This is a genomic window from Nonomuraea sp. NPDC054003 (assembly GCF_055585125.1).
The window spans coordinates 576,813-598,885 of sequence record NZ_JBVJKR010000002.1 but is presented as its reverse complement, the minus strand read 5'-3'; the positions used below and the strand labels follow the sequence as shown (position 1 = coordinate 598,885).

The window sequence follows — 22,073 nt, the reverse complement described above, 5'->3', positions numbered from 1 at the left end:
GCCCCGATGGAGCTGATCTGGTTCGCCGTCTTCGCCCTGCTGCTGGCCGGCTACTTCGCGCTGGAAGGCTTCGACCTCGGGGTCGGGCTGCTGCTGCCGGTCCTCGGCAGGAACCGCGACGACCGGGACCGCATGGTCGCCGCGATCGGGCCGTACGTGCTCGCGAACGAGGTGTGGCTGGTCGCCGTCGCCGGGACGCTGTTCGGCGTCTACCCGCTGCTGGAGGGCGAGTTGCTGCCCGCGATCTACCCGCTGGTGGTGGCCATGCTGCTGGCGTGGATCGTGCGGGACGCCGGGCTGTGGTTCCGGCGCAGGATCGGCGGTGCCCGGTGGCGGGCGTTCTGGGACCTGATGATCGTGCTGGGCTCGCTCTGGCTGTCGTTCGGCTGGGGGCTGGTGATCTACGCGGCGGCCACCGGGTTCGACGGGCCGCTCATGCACCCGCTGGGGCTGCTGCTCGGCGCGGCGGTGACCCTGCTGTTCGCCTGGCACGGCCGCGTGTTCCTGGGCTGGCGGCTGCCCGGGTTCGCCGGACCGGCGCGTACCGGCCGGGCCCTGCTGGCGTCGGGGGCGCTGGCCGCGACGCCGGCGCTCGCCCTGCTCGGCGGGGGGATGTCCTACATGCTGGAGCACAGCGCGCCGGCGGCCACGCTGAATGTGCTCAGTCTCATGGTCCTGCCGTTCGCACCCATCATGGTGGGCGCGCAAGTATGGATATGGCGCACTTTCCGTCCCGGCAAGGGCGCCGACCTGAACCCATCCTTCTTCTGAGGCGCCCGTGCACAAGGATCTACTCCGCCTGATCCGGGGAGAGCAGCCGGTCCTGCGTCATCTGGCCGTCACGTTCGCGGCCGCGATGGCGGCCGGGCTGCTCGTCCTCGTGCAGGCGGAGCTGCTGGCCGGGGTGCTGTCCGGCAGGTTCACCGCGGTCGCGCTGGCGGCCGTGGCCGGCGTGGTGGCGCTGCGGGCGCTGCTGGCCTGGACGCAGGGCGTCTTCGCCGGGCGCACCGCCACCGGCGTCAAGTCGGCGCTGCGGCACCGCCTGCTGGCCAGGTTCCGCGAGCTCGGCCCCGTCCGGCTGGCCGGTCACCGCTCCGGGGAGCTGGTCACGCTCACCGGGCGCGGCCTGGACGGGCTGGACGACTACCTGACCGGCTACCTGCCGTCGATCGCGGTGGCCGCGGTGGTGCCGCTGGCGGTGCTGGTCCGGTTGTTCGCCGCCGACCTGGCCAGCGCCGTCATCGTGCTGGTCACGCTGCCGCTGATCCCGATCTTCGGGGCGCTGGTGGGCATGACCACCAAAGCCGTCACCGAGCGGCAGTACCGGGCGCTGACCCGGCTCGGCGGCCACTTCCTGGACGTGGTGCGCGGCCTGCCCACGCTGCGCGCCTTCGGCCGGGCCCGCTACCAGGCGACGGTGATCCGGGAGGTGGCCGGCGCGCACCGCTCGGCCACCATGCGCACGCTCCGGGTCGCCTTCCTGTCGTCGCTGGTGCTGGAGCTGTGCGCGTCGCTGTCGCTGGCGCTGGTGGCGGTGCCGATCGGGCTGCGGCTGCTCGGCGGCACGCTGGACCTGTCCACGGCGCTGCTGGTGCTGCTGCTGGCGCCGGAGGCCTATCTGCCGCTGCGCGCGATGGGCACGCGCTTCCACGCCTCGATGGAGGGGGTGGCCGCCGCCGACGCCGCCTTCTCCGTCCTGGACCGCTCGGACGACCCCGCCGCGCCGGCCCCGGGACGCACCGCGGCCGTGTCCGGGCGGCCGCGGATCGAGCTGGAGAACGTCACCGTGCGCTATCCCGGCCGTGCCGACCCGGCGCTGGACGGTGTCACGCTCACCATCGAGCCCGGCGAGCGGGTGGCGCTGGTGGGTGAGAGCGGCAGCGGCAAGAGCACGCTGCTCAACCTGCTGCTCGGCTTCGTGCCGCCGTCGGAGGGCCGGGTGCTGGTCGACGGGGCCGACCTGCGGACGCTGGACCTGGAGACGTGGCGGGCCCGGCTGGCGTTCGTGCCGCAGCGCGCGCACCTGTTCACCACCTCGGTGGCGGACAACATCCGGCTCGGCGCGCCCGCCGCCTCCATGGACGAGGTGCGGCGGGCCGCCCGCGCCGCCTACGCCGACGAGTTCGTCGGGGAGCTGCCCGACGGCTACGAGACCCGGGTCGGCGAGCGGGGCGCCAACCTCTCGGCCGGCCAGCGCCAGCGCATCGCCCTGGCCCGCGCCTTCTGCCGCCCGTCGACCTCGGTTCTGCTGCTGGACGAGCCGACGGCCCGGCTGGACGGCCGCAGTGAGGCCGCCGTGGTGGCGGCGACCGCGGAGCTGAGCAAGGACCGCACCGCCGTCATCGTGGCCCACCGCCCGGCCATGATCGAGCTGGCCGACCGGGTCATCCGCGTCCACGAGGGCCGCGTCGTCGCGGACACCACCCGCACGGAACCCGCCCTCGCTCCCCCGGGTCCCGGCGCGGCCTCGCCTCAGCAGGAGAAGACCGGCGACGAGATTCCGACGAGCGGGCGGGTGGAGCGATGAAGGGGCAGATGCGGGCCCGGCTGGTGTACGCGGTGCTGGCCGGGGCCGCGGCCGATCTCGCGGGCCTCGGGCTGATCGCCGCGGCCGCCTGGCTGATCACGCGGGCGGCGGAGCAGCCGCCGCTGGCCGCGCTCAGCGTGGCGATCGTGGCCACCCGGGCGTTCGCCACCGGGCGCGGCGTGTTCCGCTACGCCGAGCGGCTGACCGGCCACGACGTGGCCCTGCGGGCGCAGGCCGGCACGCGGGAGCGGCTGTACGAGTCGCTGATCCCGCCGCAGCGGCCCAGGGTGGGCGGCGCCGACCTGCTCAGCCGCATGGTCGACGACACCGACGCGGTGCAGGACCTGCTCGTGCGCTGCCTGCTGCCCGCCGCGGCGGCCGCCATCGCGGGCCTCACCGCGGTGGTGATCGGCCTGACGATCCTGCCCGTCACGGCGCTCGTCCTGCTGGCCGGGCTGCTGCTGGCCGGGGCGCTGCTGCCGGCGGCCACCGCCGCCGCGGCGCGCCGCTGGTCGGCGCGGATGGCGCCGGCGCGGGCCGAGCTGGCCGGCCGGGTCGCCGACCTGGTGCACGGCGCGGCCGACCTGTCCGCGTACGGGGCCGGGGACCGGGCGTTGCGGGACGCCGGGGAGGCGGGCGACGCGCTGGGCCGGCTGGAGCGCCGCCAGGCCCGGGTGCACGCCACCGCGCTGGCCGGCGGCACGCTGGTGCAGGTGCTGACCGTGGTCGCGATCGTGCTGGTCGCGCAGGCGGGCGGCGTGGGGACGGTCGGCACGGCCGTGCTCGCGCTGACGGCGCTGGTGGCGTTCGAGCCGGTGCTGCCGCTGGCCGCCGCCGGCGAGCGGTACGCGGGCATCGCGGCGGCGCTGCGCCGCCTGCGCGAGGTCCGCTCCGCCTCCCCGGCCGTCACGGAGCCGGCCACGCCCGCCGCTCCCCCGTCGCCGCCGCTGACGGTCGAGGTCGAGGATCTCGTGGTACGGCACGCGCCCGGCGGCAGGCCGGCCGTGGACGGGGTGTCGCTCACGCTGGCCCCGGGCAGGCGGGTGGCGCTGGTGGGGCCGAGCGGCGCGGGGAAGAGCACGATCCTGGCGGCGCTCATGCGGCTCGTCGAGCCCGAGTCCGGAAATATCAGGATCAACGGTGTGGACATCGCCGACCTGGACTCCGACGACGTGCGGGCCATGATGACCGGCCTCACGCAGGACCCGTACCTCTTCCGTACCTCGCTCCGCGACAACCTGCGCCTGGCGGGCCCGGAGGCCGACGACGAGCGGCTCGCGCGGGCCGTGCGGGACGCGCGGCTGGAGCACTGGGTGGAGCGCACCGGCTGGGACGCCGAGCTGGGCGAGGACGGCAGCACCGTGTCCGGCGGCCAGCTCCAGCGGCTGGCGCTGGCCAGGGCGCTGCTGTTCGACCCGCCCGTGCTGCTGCTGGACGAGCCGGCCGAGGCGCTGGACGAGGAGACGGCCGACGAGCTGATGGCCGACCTGCTCGACGTCACGCACGACCGGACCACGCTGCTCGTCACCCACCGCCTCAAGGGGCTGGAGCAGGTGGACGAGATCGTGGTGCTGGAGGACGGCCGCGTGATCCAGCGCGGCGCCCACGACGACCTGGTCTCCCGGCCCGGCTACTACCGGGATCTGTGGGAGTCGGAGGTGCTCACCCGGCGTTAGGGAACTCCGCGGGCCCGCCGCCCGTTGTACGGGCATGGCAAACTGGTTTACAGTACAAACCAGTTTGGTGTTCCGAGGAGTTTGCGATGACAGACGACGGCGAGCGGGCCTCCTCCCCCGAGGAGACGCTCCGGCTGATCGAGCGGCAGCGCGCCGCCGCGGTGAAGGCGCTGAACGGCGACCCGCTGCTGCTCTACACGCCGTGGGGCGTCGCCTGGCTGCTCGGTTTCGGGGCGTTCTTCCTGCACTACGGGCTGCACGGCGTGCCCTACGCGCCCATCACCTGGCAGCTCGCGCTGGGCATCCTCCTCGCCGCGCAGCTGGTGGCGGGCGCGTTCATGGCGACCGGGCTCGTCAGGTTGAGCTCCGCCATCCGCGGTGAGAGCTCGGCCAAGGGCATGATGTATGGCTACGCCTGGTTCGTCGGCATGGTGCTGATGACCGTGATCAACATCCGGTTCAGCTCCATGCTGCCCCCTGAGGAGAGGGGCCTGATGTGGTCGGGCGTGTCGCTGCTCGTGGTGGCCGTGCTCTACATGGCCTGCGGCGCCCTCTACACGCAGTGGCCGATGTTCTTCATGGGGGTGTGGGTCGCCGCCGTCAACGGCCTGGGCGTCATCCTGGGGCCGGGCTGGCACGCGCTGCTCACCGCAGTCCTCCTCGGCGGCGGCCAGATCGTCACCGGGATCCTGCTGCGGCGGCGCGCATGACCTCCGGCGACGCCGCGCCCGAGCTCGACCCGGTCATCCACGCCCAGGCCAGGCTGAGGGTGATGGTCACGCTCAGCGCCCTCGGCGAGGGCGACGAGATCGCCTTCCCCTCACTCAAGGACCTGCTCGGCATGACCGCGGGCAACCTGTCCGTCCATCTGACCAAGCTCGAAGAAGCGGGCTACGTGCGCATCACCAAGACCCACAGGGGCCGCACCCCCGTCACCTACGTCTCGATGACCACGCGGGGGCGGCTCGCGCTCGAGGACTACACCAAGGCCATCCGTTCCCTACTGGACTCCGCAGGAGGAAATCCATGACAGTCCTCGCCAGAACGGTCGAGGCCACCCGGCGCTACGGCGACGTGGTCGCGCTCGACCGGGTCTCCGTCGAGATCCGGGCCGGCGAGCTGGTGGGCCTGCTGGGCCCCAACGGCGCGGGCAAGTCCACGCTGATGAACCTGTTCGTGGGGCTGCGCCGGCCCACTTCCGGCACGGTCGAGCTGCTCGGCGGCTCGCCGTCCGACCCGGCTGTGCGGCGCGGCATCGGCGTCACCCCGCAGGAGACCGGGCTGCCCGAGGTGCTGCGGGTGGGCGAGGTCGTGGACTTCGTCTCCTCCCACTTCCCGAAGCCGGTGGCCAAGGCCGAGCTGCTGGACAGGTTCGGCCTGGGCGAGCTGGTCAAGCGGCAGATCGGCGGCCTGTCCGGCGGCCAGAAGCGGCGGCTGGCCGTGGCGCTGGCGTTCGCCGGCGACCCGAGACTGGTGTTCCTGGACGAGCCGACCACCGGGCTGGACGTCGAGGCCAGGCGTACGCTGTGGGACGGCATCAGGGCCTTCCACGAGGGCGGCGGCACCATCCTGCTGACCAGCCACTACCTGGAGGAGATCGAGGCGCTGGCGGAGCGGGTGGTGGTCGTCGGCCACGGCCGCGTGCTCGCCGACGACACCGTGGCGGCCGTGCGTGACGTGGTCGGCGCGCGGCGGGTCTCGTTCGACGCGGGCGAGCTGCCGGAGCTGCCCGGCGTGGCCGGCGTCCAGCGCGAGGGCGGCCGGGTCCACCTGGTGACCCCCGACCCCGACCGGCTCGTGGTCGAGCTGGTGCGCAGCGGCACGCCGTTCTCGGGCCTGGAGATCAGGCCCACCTCCCTGGAGGAGGCCTTCCTGACCATCACCGCCGCGAAGGAGCACGCCCATGCCTAGCCTCGTCCTGGCCCACACCCGCTATCAGGTCATCGAGCAGATCCGGGTGCCGATCGGCCTGCTGGCCAGCGGGCTGTTCCCGGCCATCGCGATGCTGGCGTTCGCGGTGCCGTTCGTCGGCGACGACCCGGTGGCCTCGACCCTGTCGATGGGCTCGATGATGCTGGTGGGCGCCATGTCGGCGGCGCTGATGGGGCTGTCGATCTCGGTGGCGATGGACCGCGAGCAGCCGTTCAACCCCTACCTGCGCACGCTCCCCGCGGGGCCGTTCCCGCACTTCGCCGGGCGGATCCTCACCACGACGGCGCTCATGGTGGTCTCGACGTTCCCCGTCATCCTGGTGGCGGGGCTGTTCACCGAGGCCGACCTCGCCCCGGCGCGGCTGGCCGCGATCGTGGGCGCGGCGCTGGCCGGGTCGCTGCCGTTCATGCTCATCGGGCTGTTCCTCGGGCTGGTGCTGCCGTCGAAGGCGGCGATCGCGGTGTCGCAGATCCTGTTCTTCCCGTTCGCGATCGTGGGCGGGCTGATGCTGCCGCCGCAGGTCATGCCCGAGTTCCTGACCGCGATCTCCCCGTACGTGCCGAGCCGGGGCGGCGGCGAGCTGGTCTGGTGGGCCGGCACCGGAGCCGCCCCGGACACTCTCGCGCTGGTGGTGCTGGCCGGGTGGACCGTGGTGGCCGGGGCCGCCGCCGCGTGGGCCTACCGGCGTGACGAGGGCCGCCGGTTCACCTGATCGGCCGGGATTTCCCGGTGAACGGAAGGGGGTGTGCCGCCGAGTCCGCAGCGATCTCGACGGCACACCCGTCCGTGTGGGGGTCCTGTTATTGCATTTCAGCGAGGGTGGCGGTGACGGTCTTCTCCGCGCCGTCCCTCATATATGTGATCTGAACCTGTTGGCCCGGTTTGAAACCTCTGATCTGCCCGACGACGTCATCTCCGCCGTCGACGGCCTTGCCGTCGATCTTGGTGATGAGGTCGGCCGACTGCAGTCCGGCCTTCTCCGCGGGGCTTCCCGCGGTGATCTGCCGGACCAGCGCGCCGGGCACGTCGCCGGTGGCGTCGGTGACGCTCACGCCCAGGAACGCGTGGGTCACCTTGCCGGTGCTGATCAGCTGGTCGGACACGTGCTTGGCGGTGTTGATCGGGATCGCGAAGCCGAGGCCGATGCTGCCGTTGCTGCCCGCGGTGGCGATCGCCGTGTTGATGCCCACGACCTCCCCCGCGGCGTTGACCAGCGCGCCGCCCGAGTTGCCCGGGTTGATCGCGGCGTCGGTCTGGATGGCGCCGCCGATCGTGGAGACCGCGCCGCCGCCTCCGCGCTGCTGTTGCGGCCAGCCGGGCGGGGCCTGCTCCTGCTCGCCGCCGACGGTGAGCGTGCGGTCGAGCGCGCTGACGATGCCGAGGGTGACCGACCCGTCGAGGCCGAGCGGGCTGCCGAGGGCGAGCACGGAGTCGCCCACCTTGAGCTTGCCGCTGTCGCCGAGGGTGGCCGGGGACAGCCCCGACACGTCCTCGGCCCTGATCACGGCCAGGTCGGTGGCCGGGTCGGTGCCGACGACGGTGGCGGCGGCGGTCCTGCCGTCGCTGAACTTCACGCTCATCCGGCCGCCGCCCTGGCCGGCGCCCTCCACCACGTGGTTGTTGGTGAGGATCAGCCCGTCGGCGGTGAGGACCACTCCGGAGCCCTCGCCCGTCGAGCCCTGGATCATCACGACCGAGGGCTGCACCTTCTCCGCGACCTGCGCCACGCTGAGCGAGTTGGACGCCTGGCTGAACGTGGGGCTCGGGGCGCTGACGGTCGTCACGACGGGATCCTGGAACGCGGTGGCGACGGTGGCGCCCACTACGCCGCCGCCGACGGCCACGGCCGCCAGGGCCAGCCCGGCGATCGCCTTCCGCCCGGCCGTGAAGCCGGGCTTCTTCGGCGGAGGCGGAGGCGGAGGCACCGGCTGACCCATGATCATGGTGTCCCGCCGGGGGAAGCCCCCGGCGGAGGGCGGCGTGTCGCCGAACTGGCTCCAGCCGCCGGCGCCCTGCTCGCGAGGCTCGTTCGCGTTCATCGTCATCTCCCTCGAGTTCCTCTTACCCAAGGGTGCCGCAGCAGGCGTAAGTCCTGGTTAAGCCGATGATCGACGGCGGCTGAACTCGTAAACGACGACTTTATCCTCCCTGCTCGAAGCCCGTTGCCCGGCGCGGAAAAATCACTTCCCGTACTCGTCCTTGAGCAGCCGCTTGTAGAGCTTGCCCGTGGGATGCCGGGGCAGCTCCGCCCTGAAGTCGACCGACTTGGGACACTTGTAGTGAGCCAGCTGCGAACGGCAGTACTCGATCAGCTCCTTCTCCAGCTCCGGCCCCGCCTCGTCCATCGACACCGGCTGCACCACGGCCTTGACCTGCTCCCCCATCTCCTCGTCCGGCACGCCCAGCACGGCCACGTCGGCGACCTTGGGGTGCACGCACAGGACGTTCTCGGCCTCCTGCGGGTAGATGTTCACCCCGCCGGAGATGATCATGTACGAGCGGCGGTCGGTGAGATAGAGGAAGCCCTCCTCGTCCAGGTAGCCGATGTCGCCGAGGGTGGTCCAGCCGCGACCCCGGGGGTCCTGCACCGAGCGGGTCTTGTCCGGGTCGCCGTGGTACTCGAAGGCGGCGGCGCTCTCGAAGTAGATCGTGCCGTGCTCGCCCGGCGGCAGTTCCTCGCCCTCCTCGTCGCAGATGTGCACCGGGCCCAGCAGGGAACGGCCGACCGTGCCCTTGTGCTCCAGCCAGTCCTTCGATCCGACGTACAGGAAGCCGTTGCCCTCGGTGCCCGCGTAGTACTCGTGGATGATCGGGCCCCACCACTCGATCATCTTCTCCTTGACCGGGATCGGGCAGGGCGCGGCCGCGTGGATGGCGGCCTCCAGCGACGACAGGTCGTATCTCGCCCGGGTCTCCTCCGGCAGCTTGAGCATCTTGATGAACATGGTCGGCACCAGCTGCGAGTGCGTCACCCGGTACTTCTCGACCAGCCGCAGGTACTCCTCGGGGTCGAAGCGCTCCATGACCACGAGGGTGGCGCCGATGCGCTGGAACGTCATGCAGTAACGCAGCGGGGCCGCGTGGTAGAGCGGGGCGGGCGACAGGTAGACGCTGTCGGCCGACGGCGCGAACAGGAACTGGATGAGGCCGAACAGGGCGCCCGGCTCGGTCAGCGGCTCCAGCGCCAGGGCGGGCTTGACGCCCTTGGGCCTGCCGGTGGTGCCGGAGGAGTAGAGCATGTCGGTGCCCTGCACCTCGTCGTCGATCGGGGTGACCGGATGGTCCGCGACGGCTTCCTCGTACGACTGGAAGCCCTCGGCGGTGCCGTCGAGCATCAGCCGCAGCTCCACGCCCGGCGTGTCGGCGGTGATGGAGGTGGCGACCTCGGCGAGGGCGGCGCTGGAGACGAACACCCGGGCGCCGCAGTTGTCGACGATGTAGGCCAGCTCCTCGCGTTGCAGCCGCGAGCTGATCGCCGTGTAGTAGAGGCCGGACCGGTGCGCGGCCCAGGCGATGGCCAGGAAGAGCGGATGGTTGGGCAACATGAAGGCGATGTGGTCGCCCGGCCGCAGGCCCGCGGCGCGGAACAGGTGGGCCAGCCGGTTCGACTCCTCGTCGAGCTGGCGATAGGTGACGACCTGACCGGAGCCCGCCATGATCACAGCGGGCTTGTCGGGGGTGACGGCTGCGATGGCTCCCGGGTACATGACCGAACAGTATTCTGTTCTCGCCGGGAAACGCCAGCCTCCGCACAGGGCGAAGCCGCGACCTCGCCTTCGAGGCCGCGGCTCGCTGTCATGGATCAGACGGCGTGGTAGACGTCCTGCCAGCCGGAGTGCCAGCCCTTCGGGCCCCAGTGGTCGCCGCGGCTCACGTTCACGTAGATGTGAGCGACGTCCTTACCGGAGAACGAGAAGTGCTTCGGGTGCTTGTGGCAGTTCTTGAACCGCTCGAAGGAGGTGTCGCCGTCGTTGGTGACGACCTTGAAGGTCTCCCACGCGCACTTGTTCTTGCCCCACCACTTGTCGTTGTGGAGCTTGCTGTGGACGTCGAAGGTGTCGACGTGCTTCCACACCCACACACGCTTCTTGTCCTTCTTCTTCACCCACCAGCACTTCTTTTCCCCGTCGTGCCACTTGCAGACCTTCTTGGGGGTCCAGACGGTCTTCCAGTACCAGTGCTTGTAGGTCTTCTTCTCCACCTTCACATGACCCTCGGCCTTGGCGTTGTGGTCACTGGAGTGGTACGGGCCCCAGCTGTCGTAGGAGGCGGAGGCACTGGTCGTCGTCGTCGCGCTCGCCGCGGCGGGGGCGGCGACGGCCACCATGGAGGCGGCCGCGACGCCGATCAGGATTCGAGTTGCGAATCGCACTTGAGGGCTCCTCGGGAAGAGGTCGGTTCTGCTGTCGGGTCATTGATAAGCGGAACCGATTGCCCCCGGCTTGCAAGCCGCTTTAACGTCGCCTTATCCGGCGGCGGTCACCGAACCCGCGTACTTCTGCGCGATGAAGTCCTTCACCTTCTGGTCCTGGAGCAGTTTGCCCAACGTGACGATGTCCGGGTCCCGCTCCTGCCCGGCGGCGACGACCAGGCCGTTCACGTACGGGTTGTCCTCGCCCTTCTCCAGGGTCAGGGCGTCGGACGCGGGCTTGAGTCCGGCCTCCATGGCGTAGTTGCCGTTGATCACGGCCGCGTCCACGTCGTCCAGGGAGCGCGGCAGCTGCGCGGCCTCCAGCGGCTCGAACTTCAGGTTCTTCGGGTTGCCGGTGACGTCGCGCTCGGTGGCGGCGGTGCCCGCGCCCTCCTTGAGCGTCACCACGCCGTTGTCGGCGAGCAGCTTGAGCGCGCGGCCCAGGTTGGTGGCGTCGTTCGGCACGGCCACGGTGGCGCCGTCGGCCAGGCCGCCGAGCTCGGTCACCTTCTTGGAGTACAGGCCGAGCGGCTCCAGGTGGACCGGCGTGACGAAGGCCAGGTCGGTGCCCTTGGAGGCGTTGAAGTCGTCCAGGTACGGCTTGTGCTGGAAGAAGTTGGCGTCCAGCTTGCCCTCGCTGAGCTGGACGTTCGGCTGCACGTAGTCGGTGAACTCGACGATCTCCAGGTCCAGGCCGGCGGCCTGGGCGAGGTTCTCGTCGATGTAGGCGAGGATCTCGCCGTGCGGCACCGGGCTGGCGCCGACCTTGAGCGCGCCGTCCGGCTCGCTGGTCGCGGACTGCGACGCACCGCATGCGGCGAGCGACAGAGCCAGCGCAGCAGCACCCACTATTCGACCAAATTTCATGATCTTTCCTTTACTTGTGCGATAGACGCCGGGCGGCGTAGTCGCCCAGGCTCTGCATGAGTTGCACGATCACGACCAGCAGCACGACGGTCGCCACCATCACGCCGGTCTCGAACCGCTGGTAGCCGTACCGGATGGCCAGGTCGCCCAGCCCGCCTCCGCCGATGGTCCCGGCCATGGCCGTGTAGCCGATGAGCGCGACCACCGTCACCGTGATCCCGGCGACGATCCCGGGCAGCGCCTCGGGCAGCAGCACCTTGGCCACGACGGTGGCGCGGCCCGCCCCCATCGCCTGCGCGGCCTGGATCACGTCCCGGTCCACCTCGCGCAGCGAGGTCTCCACCAGCCGGGCGAAGAACGGCACGGCGCCGACGGTGAGCGGCACCACCACGGCGGCGGTCCCGATGGTGGTGCCGACGACCAGCCGGGTGAACGGGATGATGGCGATCATCAGCACGATGAACGGCAGCGACCGGCCCACGTTCACGACCATCCCGAGCACGGACTTAAGAGCGGGCAGCGGCCGCAGCCCGCCGCGGTCGAACACCACCAGCGCCACGCCCAGCGGCAGCCCGAGCAGCACGGTCAGCAGCGCCGACCAGCCGACCATGATCGCGGTCTCGACGGTGGCCTCCACCAGCAGGGGCGCCATCTCTTCCCAGGTCATGACACCTCCACCAGCAGCCCGCTCTCGCGGAGATAGTCGAGCGCGGCCGGAGCCTCGTCACCGGTGAGCGCGACCCGCAGCCGGCCGGCCGAGCCGCCGGCGATCTCCTCGATCGCGCCGCCCAGGATGCTCACGTCCACGTCGAACTTGCGCACCACCTCCGACACCAGCGGCCGCTGCGGGTCGCCGGTGAAGGTGAGCGTCACCGAGCCCGCGGGCGCGGGACCGGGCAGCGGGAAGATCTCCCGGGTGAGGCGCGAGCCGGGGGTCCTGATGAGGTCGGCGACGGCGCCCGACTCCTCGACGCGCCCGCCGGACATGATGGCGGCCGAGTCGCAGACGCTCTTGATGACGTCCATCTCGTGCGTGATGAGCAGGATCGTCAGGCCCAGCTCCGTGTTGAGCCGCTTCAGCAGGTCCAGGATCGACTGGGTGGTGGCAGGGTCGAGCGCGGAGGTGGCCTCGTCCGACAGCAGCACGGCCGGCTTGCCGGCGAGCGCCCTGGCGATGCCGACGCGCTGCTTCTGCCCGCCGGAGAGCTGGTGCGGGTGGTCGCGCTCGCGCCCGTTCAGCCCCACCAGCTCCAGCAGCTCGGCGACGCGGCGGCGGCGCTCCGCCCTGGGCACGCCCATGACCTCCAGCGGGAAGGCCACGTTGCCCGCCACGGTCCGCGAGGAGAGCAGCGCGAAATGCTGGTGGATCATGCCGATGCGGCGGCGGGCGCGGTTGAGGTCACGGCCGCCGAGCCCGGTGAGCTCCTGGCCGGCCACCCTCACCGTGCCGGAGTCGGGCCGTTCCAGCAGGTTGACGCAGCGCAGCAGCGTGCTCTTGCCGGCGCCGCTGCGCCCCACCACGCCGTAGACCTCGCCTTCGCGCACGCTCAGGTCCACGCCGTCCAGCGCGACGGTGCGGCCGTACGCCTTGCGCAGGCCGGAAACCTCGATCACGACACTTCCCCATGGCTGAAAGGCGGCCCATGGCCGCGGAGCTGGAAACGATCCCGTACGAGAGCCGGTCGCTCTATCGCGAACCCGGATGGAACGGCAGATGGCTCAGCCGGCGCAGCACGTAACAGGGCATGATCACGGGAAGACCTTCGAGGGAGGGCGGGCGGTTATCGGGCCTGGCGGGCGGTCATCCGCCCCATGCGCAGGCGACAACACCGGCCGGATCGGCGATGCTCGTGTCCCTCGGTCATGCTCATGCCAACGACGCCCCGCGGCGCGGCTATTCCTGACTCAGGGGGTGACGTCGCTCACTCGGTAGGGGTCGCGGAGCGGCTCGGCCCGCCGGGCGAAGTCGGCCTTGATCGCGCGCATGCGCGGGCCCGGCTCGTAGAAGCGTCCCTTGGTCTCCCCGTACGGCTGGAGCCAGCCCTTCGCGGCCAGCTCCCGCAGGTCGCGGGCGGCCTGCCCCTGGCTGAGCCCCTCGTCGGCCTGGTAGCGGCTCCGGCGCAGCCTGCGGTTGACGAACACCTCGTAAAGCGCGGACACGGAGCGGGTGTTGAGCCCGTCGGCGTCGACCCGCTCTTCGAGGAGCATCCAGATCTCCCCTGCCTGGGTGAGCCGCTGACGGACGCGCTGGGCCTGCATGTGGTGGGCACGCAGGCAGAACCGCACCCAGGAGTGGGTGTCGCCGTGCGGCCCCCACGCCCCGTGCTGCACTTCCCGGAGCGCGCGGTAGTAGTCGGTCGTGTTCTCGCCCGTGCCGAGCCATTCCTCGATCGAGGAGAATTCGGGCGTGAGAATCTGGTCGCGCCCCAGCACCAGGGTTTGCAGGGCCCGTGACATCCTGCCGTTCCCGTCACGCCAGGGGTGGATCGCCACCAGGTTGAAGTGCGACATGGCAGCCCGGACATAGCTCGGCGCGTCGAGATCTCCGGAGTTGAGCCAGTCGACGAGCTCGTCGAGCAGGCCGGGCACCTCCTCGACGTCCGGCCCCTCGTACACCACCTCGCCCGTCGCGGCACTGCGGACGTAGATGCCGCCCAGGCGCACCACCCCCGGGGTCTTGTCACGGTGGTGGCCGATCATCATGAAATTGAGCGCGTTGAGCAGGCCGATGTCGTAGCGGAACACCGGGGCCCTCGACAGGAGCTGGATATAGGTGAGCGCCTGCTGGTAGCCCGCGATCTCGCGCGCCACCTGACCTGACGCCTCCAGCGGGTCTTCACCGGACATGATCGACTCGATGTCCTCGACGCTGGCGTGGTAGCCCTCGATCGAGTTGGAGCCCTGGATCGCCCGCGCCCGCAGCTGGCGGCGCAACTGGCCGTCCCAGCGGTGGGTCTCGGCCAGCCGGTATTTGAGATCGCGGCGCATGTCCTCGATCTCCACCAGCACGGCCTTGTCGGCCGGCTCCAGCTCGGGCGTCCCGTACAGCATGGAACCATGGAAGCATGACCGAATCATTCGGTCAAATGAGCGGATGATTCGGTCATTTGGGAGATCTGTCGATCGAGGATGCGTATCGCGCGATCCGCCGTGAGGTGACCGAGCAACAGGTCGGAGGCCAGCCCGTCGGTCAGCGCCAGGAGGGCGTCCGCGGCCGTCGCGGGATCGGCGGTGAGCCCTTCCAGGCGCTCGGCCACCGCCGCGGACAGCAGGGCGCGGCCCTCCCGGTAGCGGGCGGCCATGGTGTCGTCGTTGAGCGCGCGGAAGAAGACCGCCACCCCGACCAGCGTCGCCGTCCGGGCCTCGGCGTCCAGCGGCAGCATCGCCAGGAGCAGGGCGCGCACCAGGTCGCGGGGCGTGGCGGACTCCATCCCCGCCAAGCTGCGCCCGAGGCGTTCCCTCAGCTGATCGCGCAGGCGGGCGGTCGCGTACAGGAGCATCTCGTCCTTGCTCGCGAAGTAGTGCTGGACCAGCCCGATGGACATGCCCGCCGCCGCGGCCACCTCGCGCATGCTGACCGCCTCCAGGCCGCGCGAGGCGGCGATGCCCCACAGCGCCTCGGTGATCTGCTCGCGCCGCTGCTCGTGGTCGACCTTCTTCGGCATCCGCCCGCCTTCCCGATTTTCGCCATATGATCGTACGACAAAGAACGCAATATGATCGTATGGCAAAGGAGGGTGAGATGCCGGAGATCGGCCGCTTCGCCACGCCCGCCGCGCGGGCGGCGTACGAGAAGGTCTATGACGAGACGCTGGCCGCGCTGCCGTCACCGGCCGGGACGCATGACGTGGCGACGCCGTTCGGGCGGGTGCGCGCGTACCGGTTCGGCGAGGGCGGCGGCACGCCGCTGGTGCTGCTGCACGGCAAGTCGGCGACCGGCGTCATGTGGCTGCCGAACCTCCCCGGGCTGGCCGCGGCCCGCCCCGTGTTCGTGCTCGACCTGCTCGGCGAGGGCGGCCGCAGCGAGCAGACCGCGCCGATCAAGGACGCCCGCGACCAGGCCGCCTGGCTGTCGGCCGCGCTCGACGGGCTCGGGATCGGCGCCGCCCACCTGGTCGGCATGTCGATCGGCGGCTGGCTGGCGTGCAACCAGGCCGTGCGGGATCCGCGCCGCGTGGCCTCGATCAGCCTGATCGACCCGGCCGGCACGCTGGCCCCGATACCGGCCGGGCTGATCCTGCGGACGATCCCGGTCATGCTGCCGTTCGTCTCGCGCTGGGCGCGGCCGCGCTTTCTCAGGTGGATCGACGGCACCGGCGGCGAGATCGCGCCGGACGACCCCGTGGCCCGGCTCATCTCCGCGACGATGGCGCACTACCGGCCCGCGCTCCCGCCTCCCGCGCGCTTCACCGACGAGCAGCTGCGCTCCATCACGGTGCCCGCGCTGGTGCTGGTGGCCGGGCGCAGCGTCATCCACGACCCGGCCCTGGCGATCCGGCGGGCGCGCGACCTCATCCCCGGCGTGCGCGCCGAGCTGTGGCCGGAGGCGACGCACTCGATCTCCGGCCACTTCGCGGCCGAGGTGAACGAGAGCGTGCTGGAGTTCACCGCCTCCCTCCCTTGAGACCTCCCCATACGGAAGACGCCCCGCCGGAGCGGGGCGTCCTCGTACGGGATCAGGCGGCGACGCTGCCGGCCACCTGAGCCGGGACGAGCGCGATGTCCAGGACCTCGCGCACGTCGCTGACCGCGTGGATGGTCAGCTCGTCGCGGACCTCCTGGGGCACGTCGTCCAGGTCCGGCTCGTTGCGCGCCGGGATGAGCACCGTGGAGATGCCCGCCCGGTGCGCCGCCAGCAGCTTCTGCTTGACGCCGCCGATCGGCAGCACCCGGCCGGTGAGCGAGATCTCGCCGGTCATCGCCACGTCCCCGCGGACCTGCCGGCCCGACAGCAGCGAGGCCAGCGCGGTCGTCAGCGTCACGCCCGCCGACGGGCCGTCCTTGGGCACGGCGCCCGCCGGGAAGTGGACGTGCACCGAGCGGTCCTTCAGCGCGGTGACCGGCAGCTCCAGCTCCGCGCCGTGGGAGCGCAGGTAGGACATCGCGATCCTGGCCGACTCCTTCATCACGTCGCCGAGCTGGCCGGTCAGGGTCAGGCCGGTCTCGCCGGTCTCCGGGTCGGCCAGCGACGCCTCCACGTAGAGCACGTCGCCGCCCGCGCCGGTGACCGCCAGGCCGGTGGCCACGCCCGGCACCGAGGTGCGCTGGGCGTTCTCCGGCAGCGACGACTCCGGCACGAACCTGGGCCTGCCCAGATAGGCGGTCAGGCCGTCGGCGCCGACCGTGACCGGGAGCTCGTCTCCGGCCGCGACCTTGCGCAGGATGCGGGCGACCGACCGCTCCAGGGAGCGGACGCCGGCCTCGCGGGTGTACTCGGTGGCCAGCCTGCGCAGCGCCTCGTCCTCGACGGTGACCTCCTCGGCCGTCAGGCCGGCCAGCCCGAGCTGGCGGGGCACCAGGTGGTCGCGGGCGATGGCGACCTTCTCGTCCTCGGTGTAGCCGTCGAGCGTGACGACCTCCATCCGGTCGAGCAGCGGGCCGGGGATCGCCTCCAGGACGTTGGCCGTGGCCAGGAAGAGCACGTCGCTCAGGTCGAGCTCGACCTCCAGGTAGTGGTCGCGGAACGTGTGGTTCTGCGCCGGGTCGAGCACCTCCAGCAGCGCGGCCGTCGGGTCGCCGCGGTAGTCGGCGCCGACCTTGTCGACCTCGTCGAGCAGCACGACCGGGTTCATCGAGCCGGCCTCGCGGACGGCGCGGACGATGCGGCCGGGCAGCGCGCCCACGTAGGTGCGCCGGTGGCCGCGGATCTCCGCCTCGTCGCGGACGCCGCCGAGCGCGACGCGGACGAACTTGCGGCCCATGGCGCGGGCGACCGACTCGCCGAGCGAGGTCTTGCCGACGCCGGGAGGGCCGGCCAGGGCGAGCACGGCGCCGCTGCGCCGGCCGCCCACCACGCCGAGCCCCTTCTCCTGGCGGCGCTTGCGCACGGCCAGGTGCTCGATGATGCGGTCCTTCACGTCGGACAGGCCCGTGTGGTCGGCGTCCAGCACCTCGCGGGCGCCGACGATGTCGTAGTTGTCCTCGGTACGCACGTTCCACGGCAGGTCGAGGACCGTGTCGAGCCAGGTGCGGATCCAGCCGGTCTCCGGGGACTGGTCGGAGGTCCGCTCCAGCTTGTCGACCTCCTTGAGTGCGGCCTCGCGCACCTTCCCGGGCAGGTCGGCCGCCTCGACGCGGGCGCGGTAGTCCTCCTCCTCGGTCTCGGCCGAGTCGCCGTTGAGCTCCTTCAGCTCCTTGCGGACGGCGGCGAGCTGCTGGCGCAGCAGGAACTCGCGCTGCTGCTTCTCCATGCCCTCCTGGACGTCCTTGCGGATCGTCTCGGCCACGTCCAGCTCGGCCAGGTGCTCGCGGGACCATTCGACCAGCTTGGCCAGCCGGTCGGCGGGATCGCCGGCCTCCAGCAGCTCCACCTTCTGGGCGGTGGACAGCCACGGGGTGTAGCCGGAGCTGTCGGCCAGCACCGAGGGGTCGTCGATCTGGTTGACCTGGTCGACCACCTGCCAGGCGCCGCGCTTCTGCAGGATGGTGGTGGCCAGGGCCTTGTACTCCTTGGCCAGCTCGGTGGCGCGCTCACCGGCGGGGACCGCGTCCACGGTCACGGCCTCCACCCACAGCGCCGCGCCGGGGCCGGTCGTGCCGGCGCCCATGCGCACCCGGTCGACGCCGCGGACCACGGCGGCGGGCTCGCCGCCGGGCAGCCGCCCGACCTGCTCGACGACGGCGCGCACGCCGACGGCGCCGTAGCGGCCGTCGATGCGGGGAACGAGGAGCACCTGGGGCTTGTTGCCACCGGATGCCTGGGCCGCGTCGATCGCGGCGCGCACCTCGGAGTCGGACAGGTCCAGGGGAACCACCATGCCCGGCAGCACGACGGCGTCGTCCAGCGGCAGAACCGGCAGGATCAAGCTCTCACTCATGCGAACTCCAAAGGGTTGAGTTATACCGACTCAATTCATCGGAGCCTCGTAATGTTCCCTTGCTTGCCGATGTTCGCTCAGAGCGAGCGTAATCATGTAAGCGATACCTAAGGGTGAGAGCGGATCAGACCTGGGTGCGACGCGCGGCGCGCACCCGGCTCGTAGTCTTCAACCGTGTTCTCGGCCGTGCTGCGCCCCATCCCTCTCGTGCTCTACAAGGGCGAGGCCGACCCGCCCACGCCCCGGTCCCGCCGGCTGGCCATGCCGGTGCCGCGCTGGCTCGGGCTGCTGCCGTTCCGCACGCTCGACCTGGTGCGGACGGCCGACGCGCTGCTGGCCCTCGTCCTGTTCCTGACCACCTACGACCGGGTCCTCCAGCATGACGGACGCCTGGCCGTCGCCTATCTGGCCGCGCTGGGGGTCGCGGTGCCGCTCGTGCTGCGCGACCGCAGGCCGCTGGCGGCCTGGCGCGCCTCGCTGGCCCTGCTGCCCGCCGGGCTCTGGGTCTCCTTCGAGCTGGGCATCGACTACGAGGACAACCCCTACACCCCGGAGATGGTGATCTCCTACCTGCTCGTGGCCTACTCGGTGGCGGTGCGCTGCGATCGGCGGATCACCGGCGCCGCCTGGGTGATCAGCGTGCTGGTGATGTGGATCGCCTTCCCCAACGGCATGCCGCTCGGGTCGGTCATCGTGGGCGCCGTCATGCTCCTCGGCTACAACGTCCGGGTGCGGCGCAGCGCCACCGAGCGGCTCGCCCTGGAGGAGCGCCGCAGCCAGGAGGCCATGGGCGCGCAGGCCGTGCTGGAGGAGCGCGCCCGCATCGCCCGCGAGCTGCACGACGTGGTGGCCCACCACATGTCGGTGATCGCGATCCAGGCCGAGGCGGTGCCGCTCAAGGCGGCGGGCGACCCAGCCCAGCTGGAGGCGGGGCTGGCCGGCATCCGCGCGCTGTCGCTGGAGGCGATCGCCCAGCTCCGGCAGGTGCTCGGCGTGCTGCGCGACGAGGAGGGCCGCACCGACACCGCCCCGCAGCCCGGCCTGGAGCAGGTGGACGACCTGGTGGCCAACGCGCGGGCGGCCGGGCTGTCCGTGCTGGTCAGGCGGCCCGAGTCGCTGGAGGGAGTGCCCCAGGCGGTGGGCATGTCCGCCTACCGGATCGTGCAGGAGTCGCTGAGCAACGCGATGCGCCACGCCCCCGGCGCGACCGTCGTGCTCGACATCGGCCGCGACGACCACGGCGTGCGCCTGCACATCACCAACGGCCCCGGCTCCTCCCCCGCCCACTCGCCGGGCGCCGGTCACGGGCTCGTCGGCATGCGTGAGCGGGCGGCGCTGCTCGGCGGCACACTGGAGGCGGGGCCGGTCCCGGTGGGAGGCTTCCAGGTGACCGCGGTGCTGCCGACCGGACGGGGTTCAGGGTGATACGGGTTCTGATCGCCGACGACCAGGGCATGGTGCGCACGGGCTTCACCGTGTTCCTGAGCTCCCAGCCCGACATCGTGGTCGTGGGCGAGGCGGCCGACGGGCGGGAGGCGATCGAGCGGGCCGCCGAGCTGGCGCCCGACGTGGTGCTGATGGACGTGCGGATGCCGGTGATGGACGGGCTGGAGGCCACCCGGCGGCTGTGCTCGCCCGGCTCGCGGTCCAAGGTGCTCATCCTGACCACGTTCGACCTCGACGACTACGTCTACGAGGCGCTGCGGGCCGGCGCCAGCGGGTTCCTGCTGAAGGACGCCTCGGCCGCCCAGCTCGCCGAGGCCGTCCGGGTGGTGGCGGCCGGCGACGCGCTCATCTCACCGGGCGTGACCAGGCGGCTCATCCACGAGTTCGCCCGGCTGGGGCCGCGGCCCGCGCCTTCGGCCGTCCGGCTGAGCCTGCTGACCGAGCGCGAGAGCGAGGTGCTCACGCTGGTCGCGCAGGCGCTGTCCAACCAGGAGATCGCGCGGAAGCTGGTGCTGGCCGAGCAGACGGTCAAGACGCACGTCGGGCGGGTGCTGATGAAGCTGGGGCTGCGCGACCGCGCTCAGGCGATCGTGTACGCCTACGAGACCGGGCTGGTGCGGCCGGGCGAGTGACGGGCCGGGGTTCCGGTCGTACAGTCGGCTGGTGGACCTGGTCAAGCTGTTCCATGACGTGGTGGAGACGGTGCCCGCGTACCGGGCGTTCCTGGCGGAGCACGACATCGACCCCGCCCAGATCCGGACATTTCAGGATTTTGTGGGCTTGCCGATGACAAGCAAGGACACGTACACGCGACGCCACCCGCTCCCTGACCTGTGCCGTCATGGGGTGATCGGTGACATCGTCGCGGTGTCGTCCGGGTCGACGGGTGAGCCCGCGTTCTGGCCGCGCACCGCCGCCGACGAGCACGCCGTCGCGGCCCGCTTCGAGGAGGTGTTCCGCGACTCCTTCGCCGCCCACGAGCGGCGCACGCTGGCGGTGGTCTGCTTCGCGCTCGGCACCTGGGTGGGCGGGCTGTTCACGCTCGCCTGCTGCCGCCGGCTGGCCGAGCTCGGCTACCCGGTGACGGTGGTGGCGCCGGGCGGCGACAAGCGGGAGATCCTGCGGGTGGTGCCCGAGCTGGCGCCGCACTTCGACCAGGTGGTGCTGCTCGGCTACCCGCCCTTCCTCAAGGACGTGATCGACGCCGGGCTGCCCTGGTCCCGCTGGCAGGTCAAGCTGGTCACCGCCGGCGAGGTCTTCAGCGAGGAGTGGCGCACGCTGGTGGCCTCCCGCGCCGGCATCGCCGATCCGGTGCGCGGGATCGCCTCCCTGTACGGGACGGCCGACGCGGGCGTGCTCGGCAACGAGACGCCGCTGTCGGTGGAGATCCGCCGCTTCCTGGCGGAGCGGCCGACGGTCGCGCGTGAGCTGTTCGGCGAGTCGCGGCTGCCCACGCTGGTCCAGTACGACCCGGGGGCGCGCTTCTTCGAGGAGCACGAGGGGACCCTGCTGTTCTCCGGCGACAACGGCATCCCGCTGATCCGCTACCACATCGCCGACGACGGCGGCCTGATCCCGTACGAGCGGATGCTGGCCTTCGTCCGCGACCACGGGCTGGAGCCGTCGGCGCCCGGCCCCGAACGGCCCTTCGCGTACGTCTTCGGACGCAGCCGCTTCACCGTGTCGTACTACGGGGCGAACGTGTACCCCGAGAACATCTCCGTGGGGCTGGAGCAGCCGGAGGTGGCCGGGCTGGTGACGGGCAAGTTCGTGATGGAGGTGGCGGAGGACGAGCGGCGCGACCGGCACCTGACGGTGACGGTGGAGCTGGCCCCCGGCGAGAAGCCGTCGGACGGCACGGCCGAGGCCGTGGGCGCGTCGATCCTGTCCCAGCTGCGGCGGCTCAACAGCGAGTTCGCCCACTACGTGCCGGAGGTGCGCCAGACGCCGGTGATCCGGCTGCGGGAGACCGGCGACCCTGACTACTTCCCCCCGGGGGCCAAGCACCGCTACACCCGCTGACTCCTCCGGAGGCCAAGCACCGCCACACCCGCTGACTCCCCCGGAGGCCAAGCACCGCCACACCCGCTGGCGTCCCGGAGGTGGCGGGCCCCACCCCTGACGCGGGGGCCGGCCGGTCATCCTTCCGGCGTCGCGATCCGACTCCGGTACTACCC

Annotated in this window: 20 protein-coding genes; 11 read left to right on the top strand and 9 right to left on the bottom strand. The window is 71.8% G+C overall.

Features of this window, described 5'->3' with window-relative positions:
• Positions 1–6: 6 nt before the first annotated feature.
• The 7 genes from ACZ6YG_RS06985 (at position 7) to ACZ6YG_RS06955 (ending at position 6,847) form a co-directional block, all read left to right on the top strand.
• Entirely contained in the window at positions 7–771 is a 765-nt protein-coding gene (locus ACZ6YG_RS06985) for a cytochrome d ubiquinol oxidase subunit II (protein ID WP_148032466.1), read from the top strand.
• Between the two features lie 7 nt (positions 772–778).
• On the top strand, positions 779–2,527 hold the full coding sequence (cydD, locus tag ACZ6YG_RS06980; RefSeq protein ID WP_148032467.1) for a thiol reductant ABC exporter subunit CydD: 1,749 nt from the start codon (positions 779–781) through the stop codon (positions 2,525–2,527).
• Positions 2,524–4,203: a thiol reductant ABC exporter subunit CydC gene (cydC, locus tag ACZ6YG_RS06975; protein ID WP_397197033.1), complete on the top strand. Its 1,680-nt coding sequence runs from the start codon at positions 2,524–2,526 to the stop codon at positions 4,201–4,203. The genes cydD and cydC overlap by 4 nt, the downstream gene beginning before the upstream one ends.
• 86 nt (positions 4,204–4,289) lie before the next feature.
• The gene (locus ACZ6YG_RS06970) at positions 4,290–4,913 is read left to right on the top strand and encodes a hypothetical protein (RefSeq protein ID WP_148032468.1); all 624 of its coding nucleotides are present in this window, start codon (positions 4,290–4,292) and stop codon (positions 4,911–4,913) included.
• Entirely contained in the window at positions 4,910–5,233 is a 324-nt protein-coding gene (locus tag ACZ6YG_RS06965) for a winged helix-turn-helix domain-containing protein (protein ID WP_148032469.1), read from the top strand. Before ACZ6YG_RS06970 ends, ACZ6YG_RS06965 begins: the two co-directional genes overlap by 4 nt.
• The gene (locus tag ACZ6YG_RS06960) at positions 5,230–6,114 is read left to right on the top strand and encodes an ABC transporter ATP-binding protein (protein WP_271276454.1); all 885 of its coding nucleotides are present in this window, start codon (positions 5,230–5,232) and stop codon (positions 6,112–6,114) included. Before ACZ6YG_RS06965 ends, ACZ6YG_RS06960 begins: the two co-directional genes overlap by 4 nt.
• Positions 6,107–6,847, top strand: a complete 741-nt coding sequence (locus ACZ6YG_RS06955; RefSeq protein ID WP_271276455.1) for an ABC transporter permease — start codon at positions 6,107–6,109, stop codon at positions 6,845–6,847. Before ACZ6YG_RS06960 ends, ACZ6YG_RS06955 begins: the two co-directional genes overlap by 8 nt.
• Positions 6,848–6,935: 88 nt before the next feature.
• Here ACZ6YG_RS06955 and ACZ6YG_RS06950 read toward each other — a convergent pair whose 3' ends face one another.
• The 8 genes from ACZ6YG_RS06950 to ACZ6YG_RS06915 form a co-directional block, all read right to left on the bottom strand.
• Positions 6,936–8,174 (bottom strand): S1C family serine protease, encoded by a 1,239-nt coding sequence (locus ACZ6YG_RS06950; RefSeq protein WP_271276456.1) that lies wholly within the window; start codon positions 8,172–8,174, stop codon positions 6,936–6,938.
• A 141-nt stretch (positions 8,175–8,315) separates the two neighbouring features.
• Positions 8,316–9,842, bottom strand: a complete 1,527-nt coding sequence (locus tag ACZ6YG_RS06945; RefSeq protein WP_466017412.1) for an AMP-binding protein — start codon at positions 9,840–9,842, stop codon at positions 8,316–8,318.
• A 95-nt stretch (positions 9,843–9,937) separates the two neighbouring features.
• Positions 9,938–10,507, bottom strand: a complete 570-nt coding sequence (locus tag ACZ6YG_RS06940) for a hypothetical protein (RefSeq protein ID WP_271276457.1) — start codon at positions 10,505–10,507, stop codon at positions 9,938–9,940.
• Positions 10,508–10,600: 93 nt separating this feature from the next.
• The gene (locus ACZ6YG_RS06935) at positions 10,601–11,413 is read right to left on the bottom strand and encodes a MetQ/NlpA family ABC transporter substrate-binding protein (RefSeq protein ID WP_466017411.1); all 813 of its coding nucleotides are present in this window, start codon (positions 11,411–11,413) and stop codon (positions 10,601–10,603) included.
• Between the two features lie 10 nt (positions 11,414–11,423).
• Positions 11,424–12,080 carry a methionine ABC transporter permease gene (locus ACZ6YG_RS06930; RefSeq protein WP_219544527.1) on the bottom strand — a complete coding sequence of 219 codons (657 nt, stop codon included), beginning with the start codon at positions 12,078–12,080 and terminating at the stop codon, positions 11,424–11,426.
• Positions 12,077–13,027, bottom strand: a complete 951-nt coding sequence (locus ACZ6YG_RS06925) for a methionine ABC transporter ATP-binding protein (protein WP_148032477.1) — start codon at positions 13,025–13,027, stop codon at positions 12,077–12,079. Before ACZ6YG_RS06925 ends, ACZ6YG_RS06930 begins: the two co-directional genes overlap by 4 nt.
• A 291-nt stretch (positions 13,028–13,318) precedes the next feature.
• A complete protein-coding gene (locus ACZ6YG_RS06920) occupies positions 13,319–14,464 on the bottom strand; it encodes a Fic family protein (RefSeq protein WP_466017410.1) in 1,146 nt (381 codons plus the stop codon).
• A gap of 23 nt (positions 14,465–14,487) precedes the next feature.
• A complete protein-coding gene (locus tag ACZ6YG_RS06915; protein WP_466017409.1) occupies positions 14,488–15,078 on the bottom strand; it encodes a TetR/AcrR family transcriptional regulator in 591 nt (196 codons plus the stop codon).
• A 77-nt stretch (positions 15,079–15,155) separates the two neighbouring features.
• On the opposite strand from ACZ6YG_RS06915, the gene ACZ6YG_RS06910 reads away from it, so the two are divergent.
• A complete protein-coding gene (locus tag ACZ6YG_RS06910; RefSeq protein WP_466017408.1) occupies positions 15,156–16,037 on the top strand; it encodes an alpha/beta hydrolase in 882 nt (293 codons plus the stop codon).
• A 52-nt stretch (positions 16,038–16,089) separates the two neighbouring features.
• Here ACZ6YG_RS06910 and lon read toward each other — a convergent pair whose 3' ends face one another.
• Positions 16,090–18,450: an endopeptidase La gene (gene lon, locus ACZ6YG_RS06905; RefSeq protein WP_466017407.1), complete on the bottom strand. Its 2,361-nt coding sequence runs from the start codon at positions 18,448–18,450 to the stop codon at positions 16,090–16,092.
• Between the two features lie 174 nt (positions 18,451–18,624).
• Between lon and ACZ6YG_RS06900 the strand changes: the two genes are divergently transcribed.
• The 3 genes from ACZ6YG_RS06900 to ACZ6YG_RS06890 are packed head-to-tail and all read left to right on the top strand — an operon-like array spanning position 18,625 to position 21,918.
• The gene (locus tag ACZ6YG_RS06900; RefSeq protein WP_466017406.1) at positions 18,625–19,875 is read left to right on the top strand and encodes a sensor histidine kinase; all 1,251 of its coding nucleotides are present in this window, start codon (positions 18,625–18,627) and stop codon (positions 19,873–19,875) included.
• Positions 19,872–20,528, top strand: coding sequence for a response regulator (locus ACZ6YG_RS06895; RefSeq protein ID WP_148032483.1), 657 nt, complete (start codon positions 19,872–19,874; stop codon positions 20,526–20,528). The genes ACZ6YG_RS06900 and ACZ6YG_RS06895 overlap by 4 nt, the downstream gene beginning before the upstream one ends.
• A 31-nt stretch (positions 20,529–20,559) precedes the next feature.
• Entirely contained in the window at positions 20,560–21,918 is a 1,359-nt protein-coding gene (locus tag ACZ6YG_RS06890) for a phenylacetate--CoA ligase family protein (protein WP_466017405.1), read from the top strand.
• Positions 21,919–22,073 lie beyond the last annotated feature (155 nt).

What these genes read in the sequence shown, in the direction of transcription:
- ACZ6YG_RS06960 (WP_271276454.1), top strand. Translation starts at nt 5,230, where the DNA reads ATGACAGTCCTCGCCAGAACGGTCGAGGCCACCCGGCGCTACGGCGAC.
- ACZ6YG_RS06910 (WP_466017408.1), top strand. Translation starts at nt 15,156, where the DNA reads ATGCCGGAGATCGGCCGCTTCGCCACGCCCGCCGCGCGGGCGGCGTAC.
- ACZ6YG_RS06955 (WP_271276455.1), top strand. Translation starts at nt 6,107, where the DNA reads ATGCCTAGCCTCGTCCTGGCCCACACCCGCTATCAGGTCATCGAGCAG.
- ACZ6YG_RS06985 (WP_148032466.1), top strand. Translation starts at nt 7, where the DNA reads ATGGAGCTGATCTGGTTCGCCGTCTTCGCCCTGCTGCTGGCCGGCTAC.
- ACZ6YG_RS06920 (WP_466017410.1), bottom strand. Translation starts at nt 14,464, where the DNA reads ATGCTGTACGGGACGCCCGAGCTGGAGCCGGCCGACAAGGCCGTGCTG.
- ACZ6YG_RS06930 (WP_219544527.1), bottom strand. Translation starts at nt 12,080, where the DNA reads ATGACCTGGGAAGAGATGGCGCCCCTGCTGGTGGAGGCCACCGTCGAG.
- lon (WP_466017407.1), bottom strand. Translation starts at nt 18,450, where the DNA reads ATGAGTGAGAGCTTGATCCTGCCGGTTCTGCCGCTGGACGACGCCGTC.
- ACZ6YG_RS06950 (WP_271276456.1), bottom strand. Translation starts at nt 8,174, where the DNA reads ATGAACGCGAACGAGCCTCGCGAGCAGGGCGCCGGCGGCTGGAGCCAG.
- ACZ6YG_RS06965 (WP_148032469.1), top strand. Translation starts at nt 4,910, where the DNA reads ATGACCTCCGGCGACGCCGCGCCCGAGCTCGACCCGGTCATCCACGCC.
- ACZ6YG_RS06970 (WP_148032468.1), top strand. Translation starts at nt 4,290, where the DNA reads ATGACAGACGACGGCGAGCGGGCCTCCTCCCCCGAGGAGACGCTCCGG.
- cydC (WP_397197033.1), top strand. Translation starts at nt 2,524, where the DNA reads ATGAAGGGGCAGATGCGGGCCCGGCTGGTGTACGCGGTGCTGGCCGGG.
- ACZ6YG_RS06915 (WP_466017409.1), bottom strand. Translation starts at nt 15,078, where the DNA reads ATGCCGAAGAAGGTCGACCACGAGCAGCGGCGCGAGCAGATCACCGAG.
- ACZ6YG_RS06935 (WP_466017411.1), bottom strand. Translation starts at nt 11,413, where the DNA reads ATGAAATTTGGTCGAATAGTGGGTGCTGCTGCGCTGGCTCTGTCGCTC.
- ACZ6YG_RS06945 (WP_466017412.1), bottom strand. Translation starts at nt 9,842, where the DNA reads ATGTACCCGGGAGCCATCGCAGCCGTCACCCCCGACAAGCCCGCTGTG.